Origin of the sequence: Paenibacillus puldeungensis, from assembly GCF_042678945.1 — a bacterium.
Taxonomy (GTDB): domain Bacteria; phylum Bacillota; class Bacilli; order Paenibacillales; family Paenibacillaceae; genus Fontibacillus; species Fontibacillus puldeungensis.
Genome location: NZ_JBHTLM010000004.1, coordinates 226,959 through 243,722 on the forward strand (window position 1 = coordinate 226,959; position 16,764 = coordinate 243,722).

Annotated in this window: 18 protein-coding genes; 16 read left to right on the top strand and 2 right to left on the bottom strand. The window is 47.7% G+C overall.

Going from position 1 to position 16,764, the window contains the following annotated elements; genetic code table 11:
• Nucleotides 1–50: 50 nt before the first annotated feature.
• The 10 genes from ACFQ3W_RS07905 (at nucleotide 51) to ACFQ3W_RS07950 (ending at nucleotide 10,238) form a co-directional block, all read left to right on the top strand.
• Nucleotides 51–509 carry a Fur family transcriptional regulator gene (locus ACFQ3W_RS07905; RefSeq protein WP_379318644.1) on the top strand — a complete coding sequence of 153 codons (459 nt, stop codon included), beginning with the start codon at nucleotides 51–53 and terminating at the stop codon, nucleotides 507–509.
• A 2-nt stretch (nucleotides 510–511) separates the two neighbouring features.
• Nucleotides 512–799, top strand: coding sequence for a membrane protein insertion efficiency factor YidD (yidD, locus tag ACFQ3W_RS07910; RefSeq protein WP_379318365.1), 288 nt, complete (start codon nucleotides 512–514; stop codon nucleotides 797–799).
• 381 nt (nucleotides 800–1,180) lie between these two features.
• Nucleotides 1,181–3,196 carry a methionine--tRNA ligase gene (gene metG, locus ACFQ3W_RS07915; RefSeq protein WP_379318367.1) on the top strand — a complete coding sequence of 672 codons (2,016 nt, stop codon included), beginning with the start codon at nucleotides 1,181–1,183 and terminating at the stop codon, nucleotides 3,194–3,196.
• Nucleotides 3,197–3,390: 194 nt separating this feature from the next.
• Entirely contained in the window at nucleotides 3,391–4,362 is a 972-nt protein-coding gene (locus tag ACFQ3W_RS07920; protein ID WP_379318369.1) for a metal ABC transporter substrate-binding protein, read from the top strand.
• A gap of 34 nt (nucleotides 4,363–4,396) precedes the next feature.
• On the top strand, nucleotides 4,397–5,164 hold the full coding sequence (locus tag ACFQ3W_RS07925; protein WP_379318371.1) for a metal ABC transporter ATP-binding protein: 768 nt from the start codon (nucleotides 4,397–4,399) through the stop codon (nucleotides 5,162–5,164).
• 108 nt (nucleotides 5,165–5,272) lie between these two features.
• Nucleotides 5,273–6,076, top strand: a complete 804-nt coding sequence (locus ACFQ3W_RS07930; protein WP_379318373.1) for a metal ABC transporter permease — start codon at nucleotides 5,273–5,275, stop codon at nucleotides 6,074–6,076.
• 66 nt (nucleotides 6,077–6,142) lie between these two features.
• On the top strand, nucleotides 6,143–6,856 hold the full coding sequence (locus tag ACFQ3W_RS07935; RefSeq protein WP_379318375.1) for a cytochrome c biogenesis CcdA family protein: 714 nt from the start codon (nucleotides 6,143–6,145) through the stop codon (nucleotides 6,854–6,856).
• Between the two features lie 110 nt (nucleotides 6,857–6,966).
• Nucleotides 6,967–7,392 carry a transcriptional regulator MntR gene (mntR, locus tag ACFQ3W_RS07940; protein WP_379318377.1) on the top strand — a complete coding sequence of 142 codons (426 nt, stop codon included), beginning with the start codon at nucleotides 6,967–6,969 and terminating at the stop codon, nucleotides 7,390–7,392.
• A gap of 138 nt (nucleotides 7,393–7,530) precedes the next feature.
• Nucleotides 7,531–9,162: a family 10 glycosylhydrolase gene (locus ACFQ3W_RS07945; protein WP_379318379.1), complete on the top strand. Its 1,632-nt coding sequence runs from the start codon at nucleotides 7,531–7,533 to the stop codon at nucleotides 9,160–9,162.
• An 89-nt stretch (nucleotides 9,163–9,251) separates the two neighbouring features.
• Nucleotides 9,252–10,238 carry a patatin-like phospholipase family protein gene (locus ACFQ3W_RS07950; protein ID WP_379318381.1) on the top strand — a complete coding sequence of 329 codons (987 nt, stop codon included), beginning with the start codon at nucleotides 9,252–9,254 and terminating at the stop codon, nucleotides 10,236–10,238.
• 49 nt (nucleotides 10,239–10,287) lie between these two features.
• On the opposite strand, the gene ACFQ3W_RS07955 is transcribed toward ACFQ3W_RS07950, so the two are convergent.
• Together ACFQ3W_RS07955 and ACFQ3W_RS07960 are read right to left on the bottom strand one after the other, a co-directional pair.
• Nucleotides 10,288–10,605: a hypothetical protein gene (locus ACFQ3W_RS07955; RefSeq protein ID WP_379318383.1), complete on the bottom strand. Its 318-nt coding sequence runs from the start codon at nucleotides 10,603–10,605 to the stop codon at nucleotides 10,288–10,290.
• A 7-nt stretch (nucleotides 10,606–10,612) separates the two neighbouring features.
• Nucleotides 10,613–11,611 carry a DUF1385 domain-containing protein gene (locus tag ACFQ3W_RS07960; RefSeq protein ID WP_379318385.1) on the bottom strand — a complete coding sequence of 333 codons (999 nt, stop codon included), beginning with the start codon at nucleotides 11,609–11,611 and terminating at the stop codon, nucleotides 10,613–10,615.
• A 147-nt stretch (nucleotides 11,612–11,758) separates the two neighbouring features.
• On the opposite strand from ACFQ3W_RS07960, the gene ACFQ3W_RS07965 reads away from it, so the two are divergent.
• From ACFQ3W_RS07965 to ACFQ3W_RS07990, 6 genes are all read left to right on the top strand, one after another.
• Nucleotides 11,759–12,382, top strand: coding sequence for a YqhR family membrane protein (locus ACFQ3W_RS07965; RefSeq protein WP_379318387.1), 624 nt, complete (start codon nucleotides 11,759–11,761; stop codon nucleotides 12,380–12,382).
• 74 nt (nucleotides 12,383–12,456) lie between these two features.
• Nucleotides 12,457–12,897, top strand: a complete 441-nt coding sequence (gene aroQ, locus ACFQ3W_RS07970; protein WP_379318646.1) for a type II 3-dehydroquinate dehydratase — start codon at nucleotides 12,457–12,459, stop codon at nucleotides 12,895–12,897.
• A gap of 60 nt (nucleotides 12,898–12,957) precedes the next feature.
• Nucleotides 12,958–14,031, top strand: coding sequence for a M24 family metallopeptidase (locus ACFQ3W_RS07975; protein WP_379318389.1), 1,074 nt, complete (start codon nucleotides 12,958–12,960; stop codon nucleotides 14,029–14,031).
• A gap of 155 nt (nucleotides 14,032–14,186) precedes the next feature.
• Nucleotides 14,187–14,744: an elongation factor P gene (gene efp, locus ACFQ3W_RS07980; RefSeq protein WP_379318391.1), complete on the top strand. Its 558-nt coding sequence runs from the start codon at nucleotides 14,187–14,189 to the stop codon at nucleotides 14,742–14,744.
• Between the two features lie 216 nt (nucleotides 14,745–14,960).
• Nucleotides 14,961–16,214 carry an aspartate kinase gene (locus ACFQ3W_RS07985; RefSeq protein WP_379318393.1) on the top strand — a complete coding sequence of 418 codons (1,254 nt, stop codon included), beginning with the start codon at nucleotides 14,961–14,963 and terminating at the stop codon, nucleotides 16,212–16,214.
• A 231-nt stretch (nucleotides 16,215–16,445) separates the two neighbouring features.
• Nucleotides 16,446–16,712 carry a YqhV family protein gene (locus tag ACFQ3W_RS07990; RefSeq protein ID WP_379318395.1) on the top strand — a complete coding sequence of 89 codons (267 nt, stop codon included), beginning with the start codon at nucleotides 16,446–16,448 and terminating at the stop codon, nucleotides 16,710–16,712.
• Nucleotides 16,713–16,764: the final 52 nt, after the last annotated feature.

Sequence of the window (16,764 nt, forward strand, 5' to 3'; positions counted from 1 at the left end):
GGCATTATTAGGAGAGACGCATGGAGTGGTTTAGACGGGAGGAATGTCACATGCTGTCGACTAATGAGATCATTAAAGTGATGTCTAACCGTGGCCTGCGAATAACAGACCAGCGCAAAAGTTTAGCCAAGCTGTTCGCGGAGCGAGATGCTTTTTTAACCCCAAAAGACGTATATGAATATATGTGCAAAGAGTACAGCGGACTAAGCTTTGATACGGTTTATCGGAACCTGCGAGTTATGGAGGAGCTTGGCGTACTGGAGCAGGTTGTTTTTGAGGATGGGCTGAAGTTCAGAGTGAGCTGCAGCAGCGAAGGCGAGCACCATCATCATATGATTTGCCTGCAGTGCGAAAAAACGTATCCGATTCATTTTTGCCCCATGCCGCTGACCGATGCACCGGAGCAGTTCCAAGTGGTCAAACATAAATTTGAGGTTTTCGGGTATTGTAAAAACTGCCGACGGGATGGCGTTGGAAAGCCGCTCTCGGGCCAGAATGAGGTGTCCTGATTATGGGCGTAGTACGCAAAACGTTTCAGGCTCCGATACATGTATATCGTAAATTTATATCTCCGCTAAAGCCGCCGACCTGCCGTTTCTATCCGACCTGCTCCGCTTATGCGCTGGAGGCGATTGAAGTACACGGTCCGCTTAAGGGCTCTTGGCTGGCGGCGAAACGTATCGTCAAATGTCACCCTTTTCATCCCGGTGGGATCGATCTTGTACCGCCGAAATCTGAGAAGAAGCATCGCGACAATCACAGGACACCGTCATTGGATGGCGGGCAAGCAAGAAAATAAGGCTATACTTGCCGCTTTCGGCTTGACACTACTTTCGTCTTTTTTTAAGATAGAAGAAAGCTATATACTTCCAGTGAACGGATAAGTACAAAGATTGGATTCAGCTGCAGAGAGCCGGGGAAGCTGCAAACCGGCCTGAGTCACCTTTGGAAAATGGTCCGGGAGGAACTGCTCTCGAGCTTGCCATGCTGCGTTAGTGCGTATGCTTGAAGTAAGGGTGCGGCGTTTAGTCCGGCGTTAACGGAGGGTCGATTACGACTGGCAGAGTCCGCCGTCTGTGAAGACGCGGGGAATTTGGGTGGTATCACGTGAGTAAATCTCTCGTCCCATTAGGGGCGGGAGTTTTTTGTTTTTTTATTCGAAAAGGGAGATGAATTTTGTATGTCTGACAAACCTACATTTTACATTACGACGCCGATTTATTATCCAAGCGACAAGCTGCATATCGGTCATGCGTATACAACGGTCGCTGGGGACGCAATGGCTCGCTATAAACGGCTGCGGGGTTATGATGTGCGTTACTTGACAGGAACAGACGAACATGGGCAGAAAATTGAACGTAAAGCCCAGGAGAAAGGGCAAACACCGCAGCAGTTCGTGGATGAGATCGTGGCTGGGATCAAGCAGCTGTGGCAGAAGCTCGATATTTCCTATGATGATTTCATCCGTACAACTGAACCTCGTCATAAGGAAGTAGTCGAAGAGATTTTTGATCGTCTAGTAAAACAGGGTGACATTTACAAAGGAGAATACGAAGGTTGGTACAGTATCCCTGATGAAACCTACTATACCGAATCCCAGCTGGTCGATGTCGTTCGCAATGAAAATGGCGATGTAATCGGAGGGAAAAGTCCGGAAAGCGGGCATCCGGTAGAGTTGGTGAAGGAAGAATCGTATTTCTTCCGGATGAGCCACTATGTTGATCGGTTGTTGAAATTTTACGAGGATAACCCTGAGTTCATCCAGCCGGAATCGCGTAAAAACGAGATGATTAATAACTTCATCAAACCAGGGCTCGAAGATTTGGCGGTATCTCGCACAACGTTCGACTGGGGTGTCAAGGTCAAAGGCGATCCGAAGCATGTCGTATACGTCTGGATCGATGCTTTGTCCAATTATATTACGGCACTTGGTTATGGAACTGATCATTCCGAGCTGTATAATCGGTACTGGCCGGCCGATGTCCATTTGGTTGGGAAAGAAATCGTCCGCTTCCATACGATCTACTGGCCGATCATGCTGATGGCGCTCGGATTGCCGCTTCCGAAAAAGGTGTTCGGTCACGGCTGGCTGCTGATGAAGGGCGGGAAAATGTCTAAATCGAAAGGCAATGTAGTCGATCCGAATGTGCTGATTGACCGCTATGGTTTGGATGCAACACGCTATTACTTGTTGCGTGAGGTTCCTTTTGGCTCGGACGGATCGTTTACGCCGGAAAGCTTTGTACAGCGGGTAAATTCCGACCTTGCTAATGACCTTGGCAACCTGCTCAACCGTACGGTGGCCATGGTGGATAAATATTTTGGCGGAGAGGTTCCTGCGTATCAGCCGAACGTAACGCCATTTGATGCGGAGCTGTCGGAGATGGCTTTAAGTACGGTCAGCAAGGTGGAGGAAGTCATGGAGAGAATGGAATTCTCCGTAGCCCTCACCCACATCGGGGCGTTCATCAGCCGGACGAATAAATACATTGATGAGACCCAGCCATGGGTACTCGCCAAGGATGAAGCGAGAAAAGCGGAGCTTGCCTCGGTCATGGTGCATTTGGTTGAATCGCTGCGCATCGCTTCGATTTTGCTGCAACCGTTCTTGACGAAAGCTCCGGCAAAAATTTGGGAGCAGCTGGGTATTTTCTCGCCAGAGTTGACCGCCTGGGAGAGCGCCAAGACGTTTGGCCTCATTCCGGTCGGAACGCGGCTTGTTAAAGGCGAGCCGATCTTCCCGCGGCTCGATGCAGAGCAAGAAATCGAGTTCATCGTGAACTCGATGTCCGGGGGCGAAGCGCCGGCACCGGCACCGGAAGCCGCTCCGGCAGGGGAAGCGGCCCAGACGGTAGAGAAGCCGGAGCTGAAGGATGAAATTGGCATCGACGATTTCGCCAAAGTGGAGCTGCGTGTAGCAGAGGTAATCGCTTGCGAGTCGGTGCCGAAGGCCGACAAGTTGCTGAAGCTGCAGCTTGACCTGGGGTTTGAGCAGCGCCAGGTTGTATCGGGCATCGCGAAGTATTACAAGCCCGAGGAGCTGGTTGGACGCAAAGTGATTTGCGTAACCAACTTAAAGCCGGTGAAGCTTCGCGGAGTGCTGTCGCAGGGGATGATCCTGGCGGCTTCCCAAGGAGATCAGCTGACGCTGGCGACAGTACCGAACTCCATGCCAAATGGCGCGATTGTGAAATAACTGTTGGAAGCCCACGCGAGCGAGGAAACTTAGAGTTTCCTCGCTCGCTTTTTGTGCGCGCATGAAGGTACAACTAACTAATCGAGAGGCTAAATGTATTTTATATTGAAACTTTCAATTAATAGTTGACAATGATTTAATAAAGGTCCTATAATCCTTTTGGTAATCATTACGATTAAGAAAGGGAGAACGGAATGAATTTTCATATAAAAAAAAGCTGGAGCCTGGCGATTATTCTGCTGCTAGCAGGAGTTATGGTATTGTCCGGCTGCAGTAAAAAATCCGGTGGAGAGATCGTGGCTGGCAAAGTAAACGTAGTCACGAGTTTCTATCCGATCTATGAGTTCGCTAAGGAGATCGGCGGGGAAAACGCGAACGTTATCAACCTGCTTCCGACGGGCGTTGAGCCTCATGACTGGACCCCGCGGAGCCAGGATATTTTAAATACTTCCAAAGCACAGCTTTTTTTGTATAACGGAGCGGGCTTGGAGGGCTGGGTACCGAATTTTCTCAAAGGGTTAGGTTCGGAATCAAAGATAAAGACAGTGGAGGTCAGCCAAGGCATTTCATTAATCGAAGCGGAAGACGATGATGGTCATGGTCACGGTGCTGAAGCAGAGAACGGCGAAGAAACACCGAATCATCATGTTGATCCTCATACGTGGGTCAGTCCGAAATCGGCGATGATCATCGCGGAAAATATTAAAAACAGCTACATCGAGGTAGACCCGGCTCATAAGGCGGATTATGAAACGCGGTATAAAACGCTTAGCGGCAAACTCCAGGCGCTGGACGCGAAATTTACGGAAAAGCTGTCCGCCGCTCCAAATAAAGAAATCGTCGTGTCGCATCAGGCCTTCGGCTATTTATGCCGTGATTACGGCCTTACACAACACCCTATAATGGGATTGTCACCGGACGCTGAACCGAGAGCGCAGGATTTGGTGAACCTGTCCAAGCTGGTAAAGGACGAAGGAATTCAGTATATTTTCTTCGAGGAGCTGGTTTCGGATAAGCTGGCTAAGACGCTGGCATCGGAAGCCGGCGTAAAGACGCTGGTGCTTAATCCGGTGGAGGGGCTGACGAAAGAGCAGGAACAAGGCAGAGACAATTATTTCACATTAATGGAAAAAAATTTACAAAATCTCATTCTCGCTCTACAATAAGTAAGAGACTATTAGCATCGGAAGGAAGACTTACATGATATCCGACAATTCAACTGATTCTGCCTCACCGGCAATTTGCCACGACAACATTATTGAGCTTGACCGAGTATCCTTCTCCTATAAGGATCAAAAGGTGATCTCCGATTTTAGCTTCATTGTGAAAGAAAGGGACTTCGTCGGGGTTATCGGCTCGAACGGAGCAGGTAAGACTACACTGCTGCGTATGATGGTGGGCTTGCTCTCTCCGACGGAAGGACAAATCCGTTTGTTCGGAGAACCGATTCGACACTTCCGTGATTGGGAACGCATCGGCTATGTCCCGCAGAAAAATGCGTTTAACCCGCTATTTCCAGCTACAGTGCGCGAGGTAGTGTTATCCGGTCTATATAGTAACAAAAAGGTGTTCCGGCGGATCGGCCGGGAGGAGCAGCGTAAATGCGATGACGCGCTTGAAGTGATGCGAATCGGCAACTTAGCGGGCAAGCGGATCGGGCAGCTTTCCGGCGGACAGCAGCAGCGTGTGTTTCTGGCGCGAGCGCTCGTTAACAAGCCTGACCTGCTCATTTTGGACGAACCTACCGTTGGCATTGATGCTCAAACCCAAGCTGACTTTTTTGATTTAATATTTCACATGCATGCCCACCATCATATGACTTTCTTAATGGTTTCCCATGACATCGGGATGATTGAAGAGCAACTCGGCAGCGAACCACGGGAAAGCTGCGGGGCGATCAAGTTTTATGTGCGTCATTCCCATGAACAGGATTGCGCTATTTCGGACCTTAAGCATTCATTGATTTAAAACCATTACTAGCTTGATAAAACTAAGCTTAGGCTTAGCTTTGCTAGGCTTGTTTTTCTCCACAAGACGAAATGGTTTTGTGGCACGACAATTTAGGGGTTGTTCAACTTGGAAATTTTTACAGCTGATTTTTTTCAAAGAGCGTTGGCTGGTGGTCTGCTGATCGGCCTTACTGCTCCGCTCATCGGTATTTTTCTGGTGCTGCGGCGCCTTTCCATGATCGGGGATACGCTTGCTCATGTAACGATTGCAGGGGTAGCCTTAGGCTTCCTCTTAGGAGTATATCCGGTTGGGGTGGGACTGGTGTTTGCTGTGGTCGCCTCCTTTGCGATCGAGAAGCTGCGGAAAGCGTACAAGGGCTATGCGGAGCTCTCCATTGCCATCATTATGTCGGGCGGGGTAGCGCTGGCGTCGCTGTTCTTCACACTTGGAATGGGCTATAACACGGACGTTGTCAGCTATTTATTCGGCAGCATTTATACTTTGGATACGACTGATTTGTACGTGGTCGGGGCAGTAACCCTGATCGTTGTAACGGTAGTCGCTGTATTTTTCAAAGAATTTTTTCTGCTCACCTTTGAGGAGGACGCGGCTTCGGTCAGCGGACTTCCCGTCAAGCTGCTTAACTTGCTGATTACGGTAATGACGGCTCTCGTCATCAGTACGGCGATCAAAATTGTCGGCGCTCTGCTGGTCTCGGCGCTGCTTACGATACCTGCGGCATGCAGCTTGCTGATTGCCAGAAGTTTTAAGACCTCAGTGATCTTCTCCGTTATCATCTCCGAAATCGCTGTTGTGATCGGCTTGATAACCGCTGGCATATGGAATTTGGCGCCTGGTGCAACGATTGTGCTGCTGCTCATTTCGATTCTCATTTTAACGCTACTCGGCAAGAGGGGCTTTTCCGCATAGCGGAAAATACATATCTTCCAACATAAAGGAATCTAATAAAAATAGATACTGTAAAGGAGGTTTTATATGGCCGATATCAATGTGGGGATTGCTCTTGCTGCGGGGGTAGCATCTTTTATTTCCCCGTGCTGCCTGCCACTATACCCTTCTTATTTGTCTTACATCACCGGCATGTCGGTGCAGCAGCTTCGAACCGAGCAAAACAAACGTGAGGTCCGCTTTCGGACGATGACCCATACGCTGGCGTTCATTTTAGGTTTTTCCGTGGTGTTCTACACCTTGGGTTTTGGAGCCGGGTTGTTTGGAGAGTTCTTTAACGAGTACCGCGGCTTAATCCGCCAGCTCTCGGCAATTTTAATTATGTTAATGGGATTGTTTCTATTAGGTGTTTTCCAGCCGCAGCTATTAATGAAAGAGCGAAAAATGGATCTGAAATTCAAAAAAGCCGGGTATATAGGCTCGTTCATTTTCGGCGTTGGTTTTTCAGCAGGCTGGTCTCCTTGTGTCGGTCCGATTTTAGCTTCGATCATCGCCATGGCCGCAAGTGAGCCAGGAACTTGGTTTAATCTGATTACTGCTTATTCGCTGGGCTTTGCCCTTCCTTTCTTTATATTGGCATTTTTTATCGGATCGACGAAATGGATTGTTCGCTACTCAGGCATAATGATGAAGATCGGCGGGGCTCTCTTGTTAATGATGGGAATACTGCTCTTTACGAACCGGATGGCTCAAATTACGGTTTGGCTGCAGCAGATGACTCCGGAATGGTTAAAATTTTAAGTGTGAGGAAGTGCACTTGCCAACGGACAATCATACCATGTATCATAAACAGAGTAATGTTTTGCGTACGTTAAGTCCGCCTTAACCCATGGAAAAGAGGGAATCATCAGATGCCAACGCCCAGTATGGAGGATTATTTGGAGCGTATCTACAAACTGATCGACGAGAAAGGATATGCGCGAGTTTCTGATATCGCGGAAGGTTTAGAGGTCCATCCTTCTTCTGTCACCAAAATGATTCAAAAATTGGACAAGGACGAATATTTGATCTATGAGAAGTATCGTGGTCTGGTCCTGACTTCGAAAGGTAAAAAGATCGGGAAGCGTCTAGTGGACAGACATCAGCTATTGGAGGAATTTCTCGGCTTGATCGGTGTGGAGCATGAGAATATTTATCGGGATGTTGAAGGAATTGAGCACCATTTAAGCTGGGATTCGATCACCCGGATCGCCACGCTTGTCGAGTATTTTAAACGTGACAGCTCCAGAATTCGCGATCTGGAGGATGTTCACCAGGAAATACTAGCTGAATCGTAAACAACGCATCTGTCTTTCGTAGGCAGATGCTTTTTTATTTTGGCATTTTTACGAGTTCCCCGCAACTCTTAGGTGGTGGATAACGTTTAAAAAGAAGAAAGCGGTTTGTCCGTACATCATATAATTCGGAGGTTACTGATGAAATTTCGTACATGGCTTATTCCTCTTCTTGCACTAGTACTGCTTTGCCCGGTGTTCGGGAAGGCTGAGGCAGCTTCTTATGGCACTATTGAAATCTATTTGGATGGGGTATCGTTACCGAGCGATACTGCACCTTATATCAAACCGAAGCAAAACGTAACGATGGTTCCGCTTCGGGTCATTAGTGAAGGCTTGGGGGCACAAGTAGAGTGGTCGCAAGTTGCTCAAACGGCAACGATTTTGAAGGATGGAAACACGTTGATTTTAACGATGGGCGCAACGGTGGCCCAAGTCAATGGCAGCTCGGTAGCTCTAGATGTATCAGTAGAGAGAAAGCAAGCGCGGACGATGGTTCCGCTTCGTTTTGTAAGCGAGCAGCTCGGCCTGCATGTAGATTGGAACCAGCAGCAGGGAACGATCTCACTAACATCTGGCACGGGCTCAAACTCTTCTCCTAATTCCTCTGAACAGCCGCAGCCGGGGAATCAAGGTCAGAAGCCGAACCCTAACGAGCAACAAGCAGGGCTGCGCGGTGTATGGATATCAACTGTAGCTAATCTCGACTGGCCCAATAAGAGCTCTTACGGAAAAGTAGAGGAGCAAAAGGCAGAATACACTCAATTGCTGGATGAGATGCAGGGTATAGGGATGAATGCTGTGTTTGTTCAGGTTCGTCCTTCGGCTGACAGCATTTATCCGTCTAAGCTTGTGCCTTGGACCTCTTATTTGACGGGTACAGCTGGCAAAGATCCGGGGTATGACCCACTGCAATTTACGATAGAGGAGACGCACCGCAGGGGAATGCAATACCACGCTTGGTTCAACCCGTTCCGGGCTAGCACGGGAGGAGATGCCAGCAAGCTTCCGGCTAATCATGTTGCAAATCAGCATCCGGATTGGATAGTAAAATTCGGCGGCAAGCTTTACATTAACCCAGGAATTCCTGCTGCCCGGGAGCACGTTATTGATGCGATTATGGAAGTCGTCAAAGGATATGACATCGACGGCGTCCATCTGGACGACTATTTTTACCCGACCGGAGAAACGGCATCAAGCCCATTTGATGATGCAAGCGCGTATCAGAAATATAATGCCAATGGGCTGAGCAAAGGCGACTGGCGCCGCGATAATATTAATGAATTCGTTCGTGAGCTAAATAATCGCATTCATAACGAGAAATCGAAGGTTTCCTTTGGTATTAGCCCATTCGGAGTTTGGAGAAATAAATCTATTGACCCGACGGGCTCGGATACCAGAGCAGGCGTTACGACCTATGACAGCATGTATGCCGATGTCCGAAAGTGGATTCAGAACGACTGGGTTGACTACGTTGCTCCGCAAATTTACTGGAGCATGACGCGTAAAGAGGCTCGATACGATATTCTGGCCGACTGGTGGGCCAAAGAGGTAAAAGGAACCAATGTGAAGCTGTACATTGGCCATGCGCCTTACAAGCTGGGTACATCCGAAATTGGCTGGTCGAGCGCCTCTGAGATTACGGACCAGCTGGACTATAATCGTCAGATTCCGGAAATCAGCGGCAGCATCTTCTTTAGCGCAAAAGACTTGCGAAAAAATCCGTTGGGCCTTATTCCACTTTTACAATCCTATTTTGGTCTATCTAAATAAAAAACTTCATAGCTAACGAAAGTCATACTTGAACCCCTATCATCATACATAAGCAAGAGACTTGTGTGTGGGATGGGGGTTTTTGTCTAGTGCTGATAAACGGCGTATTTGAAGGCGGGGGTGTCAAAGGGATTTCGTTAGCTGGAGCAGTTAAAGCAGCGGAGCATGCCGGCGGAAAATTTCACCGAGTAGCCGGAACGTCGTCCGGTTCGATTGTTGCATCTTTGATCGCAGCCGGATATACGGCCGAAGAAATGAAGGATCTCATCTTATCCACATCATTTGTACGTTTCTTAAAAAGAGCACCGATCTTCAATACGGCGATAATAGGCCCGGCTTTGCGAGTCCTGCTCAAGAAGGGTTTGTATTCAGGGGAAGCGTTGGAAGCTTGGATCAAAGAGGTATTGGCAAACAAAGGAATCCGGACATTTAGGGATTTGGAAAAGGGAAAACTGACGATCATAGCTTCGGATATTACGAGCGGCAAAATTTTAGTGCTCCCCGATGATTTAGAGAAAATCGAGATTAATCCCGAAAGCTTTGAGGTCGCTCGCGCTGTGCGGATGAGCTGCAGCATCCCGTACTATTTCGATCCAGTGCTGCTGCGCCTTCCACCAAAACAGGCTAAAGGGAAGCCATTTGCGGAGCAATTTCTGCATATTGTGGACGGAGGATTGCTCAGTAATTTCCCTTTATGGTTATTTGATCAAGATGAGCTCAGGGAAGGAGAGAAGCTGGTTCCTACTGTTGGATTTCAAATGGTAGGAAAAAATAGCAACCAGCCCCACAAAATTTATGGTCCTTTCTCAATGCTCCAGGCGATTGTCGAAACGATGCTTTCTGCTCATGATGAACGATATATTGAACAATCAAACCGTTATCGGACGATAAAAATCCCGACACTCGGTATCGGAACAACACAGTTTGAAATCAGTCAAGAGGAAAGCTTGGCGCTGTATGAATCAGGATATCAGGCAGGAGAACGTTTCTTTAGACAATGGAACAACCAATATTATGAGGAGCAGTATCATAAATTTGAGCGTTTGCGTGAGCAAGAGCAGGGGAGAAGAGCATAAAAGCAAAAAAAGGACGGAGCAAAATGTTTGCTCCGTCCTTTCAATTTATCTAGTGGTACTTCGGTAGGTCGTCTTCGTTTTTACCTTTTTGCCCATCAATCACTTGGAAAGGATAATGCTTGCGCTTTTCCCCTCCGGTCGAGCGCCGCTCTGCGCTAACTTTGGCCATAGTACGGGCTGATGGTTTTACTTTAGGGTGCTGTTTTCGATATTTAGCGGGCGGATATTTATATAGCAGAAAAACAATACCAACAACGGCTACCGGGACGATGATGTTGATCCAGTTCCCGTTAACGAACAGATTATCCATAATTCCGACAACGGCAAGAAGAGCGATAATCCAGAACGCAAAGAGCTGTTTTTTCATGCATTCATCATCCTTTCAAGGGATCCAAAGTGGAGCTAACCGGCGTATTCACAACGTTGATCTTCTCCAGACGAGCGTCTAATTCACGCATACGATTAAACGAAGCAATTGAGACTTCTACTTGATCATTACTAGGCTCTTTGGTAGTCAATAGCTGAAGCCACAGGCCTGGATAACCTAAATAACGAAGTAGCGGAATATCACGTAGCGCATTGGTTACCCGGAGCATCTCAAAGGAGACTCCGATAACGAGCGGAAGCAGCAGCACACGGATATACATCCGTTCCCATACCGAATCCCAGTGGAAAATCGGAAGGGAGTAAATAACGACACCGACAATGACGGTCAAAATGATAAAGCTGCTACCGCAGCGATAATGCAGTCTGCTGTATTTTTGCACATTTTGAGGAGTCAGTTCCTCTCCGGCTTCATAAGCGGAAATCACTTTATGCTCTGCTCCATGATATTGAAACAGCCGCTTGATAACCGGAGTTTGGGATAAGATCCACAAATAAGTGAGCAAAAGGACGATTTTGATAACGCCTTCCACCAGCGTATGCAGCGCTTGGTTGGCAAATGCATGCTGGAATAGATACTGTTCGATCAAAGCAGGTACAAGCGTAAATATTAGCTTGCCTACGATAAAGGATAGGACCCCAGCGATCGCCACACCGACTAGCATTGTCAGTGAAAATCCGGATTCTTCTTTTTCCTTCTGTTTGGCGCGTTCCTCCGGCTCCATTTCATCATCTGCCATAGCCTCGGCAGAATAATTCAAATGTTTGGAGCCCTTGGCGCTCGAATCAATGATGCTGACAAGCCCGCGAATAAGCGGGATTTTTCGCAGTTTCTTCACCCAATCCTTATCCTGTTTGGGCACTTCCAAAAAAGTGATTTCTCCGCTTTTGCGGCGAACTGCTGTCACATTGACATGTTTTCCGCCAAACATAACTCCTTCAATAACGGCTTGGCCGCCGTAAATCTTGGGTGCAGATTGATCAGGCAAACATTTCACCTTCCTACAATAATATAAATTTTGCGAACTGACGGCGGATACCATGGTTCGTGATGACTCCATTGTACCCAACTTTGCGGGCAAATTCTAGTTGGTTTAGTCTTTTTGGAAATGAGCATACTATCGAGGAAAAAACAGATGGAAATATTTCGATATGGAGGGATGATCGCTAATATGAGCAACTCGGAAAAAGGGCAGAAGCTGGAACGGCAATCCCGTTACAGTGGGGAGCACGAGCGCCAAGTCGACACCCGTATTCAGACCTGGAGGCAGCAGCGCAATCAGCGTACAAATATATGGATGTTTTCACTAGAAGTCGGTTTCTTTGCCGGGCTCATATGGGGAGGGCTGAAAGGGGTTATGTACTTTATGAGTTTTACGACGGTGCTGCCCGGGTATCTGGTGGAGCCTTTCTTTAAAAGTAAGTTTTTACATAGTCTCTCCGGGTATTTTGTCGGATGGGCATCGTTTATCGTCTTTTCCATTTTGGCCACGATGCTGTATACGGCCGCTTTCCGCAAGCTTAAAGGGCCTGGGCCTGGGATACTGTATGGCATTGCATGGTGGACGTTTATTTTTACAATCCTTGGTCCAACGTACCATTTAACCCGTCCGCTCGTAGAGTTGTCCAAGAATACGGTCCTCAGTGAATTTTGTCTGTACGTGTTGTGGGGATTGTTCATAGGCTACACAGCCGCCGAAGAATTTACAAATGAACGGGGGAGGGAACCGAAAAAAACGCCGAATAATGCGCTCCAATGAGGAAAAAACTTCTCAAGCACCTCTCTTCTATGTTAAAATTATTTTTGGTTATTTTTCAGGAAGGGGGAGCATTGATGTACCGTATCCTGGTAATGAACGGACCAAACCTTAACATGCTTGGGATTCGAGAGCCCGGTGTTTACGGATCAGAGAGACTCCGTGATATAGAAGATAAATTGAAGCGGCTGGCAGATTCCAGCGATTTGGAGCTGTCTTTTTATCAATCGAATCATGAAGGGGACCTCATCGACCGGATTCATGCCGCATTTGGTGTGATTGATGGAATTCTGCTGAATCCGGGTGCACTGACACATTACAGCTATGCTCTTCGGGATGCCCTGACCTCGGTGAAAATCCCTGTCGTTGAAGTGCATCTGTCCAATATACACGCGCGTGAGGCTTTCCGTCACACTTCGGTGATTGCTCCTATTGCGATAGGGCAAATTGCCGGTTTTGGATCTTACGGGTATGAATTGGGTCTAAGCGCACTCAAGCGTCATTTGGAGTGTCAATAGTGTTGCACATGAAAGACACACGGCAAGCGGGATAAATTGATATACAAGGGAGAGTTTATTATGGTGAGCACTCGTGTTGTCCGGCTTCGCGAAGCTATGGAGCTTCAAAATATGGAAGCCGTCCTGATTACCGGAGATGTGAACCGCCGCTATTTGACGGGATTTACGGGATCTTCAGGCTATGTATTGATAACAGGTCAGAAAGCCTGGTTGCTGACGGATTTCCGTTATCTGACCCAAGCTGCCGAACAGGCTGCCGGATTCGAAATTGTAGACCATGGGGCTTCAGTGACGGGGACTGTTCAATCTTTGCTGACGCAAGAGGGGATTAAGCGTGTTGGCTTTGAGGAAGAGAATGTCGTCTTCGCAACCTATCGTACGTACGAAGAAGATTTAGCTCCTATCACGTTGGTACCGCTTAGCGGGCTGGTTGAGGAACTGCGCATCTACAAAGACGAACAAGAGCTGGCTTTAATGAAGGAAGCGGCCGATTTGGCTGACCGGACATTCGTACATATGCTGAGTGTATTAAAACCGGGGATCAGCGAATGGGATGCTGCTCTGGAGCTCGAAACGTTTATGCGCAAAAATGGAGCCTCAGGTCCTTCATTCGATACGATCATGGCTTCAGGGGAACGTTCGGCTCTTCCTCATGGCGTGGCAAGCTCGCGCATTATACAAAGTAATGAGCTTGTAACGATGGATTTCGGCGCATTGCTAAACGGATATTGCTCGGATATCACTCGTACGGTCGGTATTGGAAACCCGAGTCCCAAGCATCGCGAGATTTATGATATTGTCCTGGAAGCACAATTGCATACGCTGGAGTTCCTTCGTCCCGGCATGACCGGACGGGAAGCGGATGCGTTGGCCCGAGACGTCATTACCCGCTACGGCTATGGTGAACAATTCGGTCATAGCACCGGTCATGGACTAGGCATGGAGGTGCATGAAGCGCCTCGCGTATCCAAACTTAGCGATACAGTGCTGAAGCCGGGCATGGTTGTCACGGTTGAGCCGGGTATTTATTTGCCGGGATTCGGCGGGGTCCGTATCGAAGATGATGTCGTTATTACGGAGACCGGAATCCGCCGCTTGACGGAATCAACGAAAGAATATACAGTAATCGCTTAGGGGCATTGCGCATTTTAGAAATCCCCTCTGCCACGTTGGATGTGTACTCCTTGAACGTGGGGTAGCAGCAACTTACGTATGTAGTGTTCGATTTTCGGGTATTTTTAATTTACAATTTATAAATGGTGTTAACCCTACTTGAGGAGGTACTATTAGTGATTTCAGTAAACGATTTTAAAACAGGCTTGACCGTCGAGGTAGACGGTGATATTTATACGGTGCTTGAATTCCAGCACGTAAAACCAGGTAAGGGTGCGGCATTCGTTCGCTCCAAATTGAAAAATCTCCGCAATGGCAACACGGTAGAGAAAACGTTTCGTGCCGGTGAAACGATTGGCCGGGCTATAATTGAAAACCGTGACGTACAATATTTGTATGCTAGCGGCCAAGAACATACCTTCATGGACAACGAAACCTACGATCAATTCAGCTTGACCTCGGATCAACTGAAGTGGGAGCTTAACTTCCTGAAAGAAAATATGAACGTAAAAATCGTCAGCTACCAAGGTGAAATTCTTGGAATCAACCTGCCTAACAGTGTTGAGCTGCGCGTTATTGAAACCGAGCCAGGGATCAAAGGAAACACGGCTACCGGTGCGACTAAAAATGCCAAAGTTGAAACAGGTCTTAATGTTCAAGTACCTTTGTTCATCAATGAAGACGACGTTCTTCTAATTGACACACGTGAGGGCAAATACATTTCCCGTGCCTAGTCTTGCGGCAGGTTAAAGTTCCTTGAAGCCGAAATAGCTTAGACTATACGGATCTTAAAGCACGATCCTCCACCTTTAGAGGTGGAGGAATTTTTTGTAATGTCACTAAAAGCATTGACTTGGCTTAGGTTCTTCGTATTATACTGATTTAAAGCGTTACTAGTTCAAATAGCTGAAAGTTTGGGCTGGATTGAGCATATTTAGGGAGGGCTTGACTTGGCTTTGTACGTTATGAAATTTGGAGGCAGTTCCGTTGGCGACACGGAGCGCATGCAGCGTGTGGCAAGACGCGTTGTCGAGAAGCAAGAAGAAGGAAATCAGGTTATGGTTGTCGTATCCGCGATGGGGGACACGACGGATGATCTGATCGATCAAGCGAAGCTGCTGAGCAAAGAGCCGCCATCAAGGGAAATGGATATGCTGATGACCACCGGCGAGCAAATCTCCATTGCCCTGCTTTCGATCGCCATTCAAGAGTTGGGGGCTAAGGCTGTTTCATATACAGGCTGGCAGGCAGGCTTCCGTACGGAGGCCGTTCACGGCAAGGCGCGAATTACTGATATTCGACCGGATAAAGTTCTCAAATCGCTCCAAGAGGGGAATATCGTCATCGTTGCTGGTTTTCAAGGGATGACTGAAGACGGCGAAATTACGACATTTGGCCGGGGCGGCTCAGATACGACAGCTGTAGCGTTGGCTGCGGCTACTTCCGCCGATTATTGCGAGATATACACAGACGTGGACGGAGTGTATTCAACAGATCCGCGGATCGTAAAAAATGCGCGTAAACTGAATGAAATTTCCTATGATGAAATGCTGGAACTTGCAAATTTAGGCGCAGCGGTGCTGCATCCCAGAGCCGTAGAATATGCCAAGCATAATCAGGTTCGTCTCATCGTCCGCTCGAGCTTTAATCATAATGAAGGAACTGTAGTTAAGGAGGAAGCGAATATGGAACAAGGTGTTGTTGTCAGCGGGATTGCCTATGATAAAAATGTAGCTCGGATCAGTATTTTAGGGGTATCCCACGTTCCTGGCGTACTTGCGAAGGTGTTTGGTTCTCTGGCTGCAGAAAAAATCGACGTTGATATTATCGTCCAAAGTGGTGTACAGAGTGGAAAGGCTGACTTCTCCTTTACTGTGGCCTTGTCTGATCGTGAGAAGGCGCTGAAGGTTCTGGAAGGTATTCATGCTGAACTGCCTTACGATGAAGTAACTTCCGAAGATGGTCTGGTTAAGGTCTCCATCGTTGGCGCGGGCATGGTCAGCCATCCTGGTGTTGCAGCCCAAATGTTTGATGTCATTTCAAAGCTGGGAGTAAACATCAAAATGGTGAGTACCTCTGAAATCAAGGTATCCTGCGTGATTGACGGAGCTCAGTTGAGTGAGGTTGTTCAAGCCCTTCATACCGCTTATGGTCTTGATACGGAAAACCAAGCTTTTGTCGGTGGTCCGAAGGATCGTCGGTAAACAGATGATAGGAAGAAACAGCTAGTTATTTATAAATGATAGTTAAGTGTACCTCTAAGGTATCTTCAAGCCGCGAAGCCGGTTTGAAGGTGCCTTTTTTTCTCGCTATTCACGACTTACCATCCTCCCCTAGTAAATGCAATTTCTCTAAGAAGTTAGACTCTTTTTTAATAAAAAAAGATATTCAGGCATAACGTTAAGAGAGCGAACTTGGACAAGAAGGAGGTTATTATGCTCGATAAATTTGTGACCAGCATGGCTTCGCTAAGGTTTCTCTCGGGAACGATAGAAATCCTGGCAGCGATCCTGATGCTAAAGCTCGGTAGGGTTGATAAAGCGCTGGCAGTCAACTCGACGCTTGCCTTCGTTGGCCCCACGATCCTCATCGTAACGACATCCATCGGACTTGCCGGAATGGCCGATAAGCTGTCCTGGGGCAAGATGCTGTGGATCGCATGCGGCGTGACCTGTCTCTTAATAGGTATTTTAAAGAAATGATAGATTTCCCGGCATAAAGACAAAGTACAGGCATACACATGAGGTATAGCAA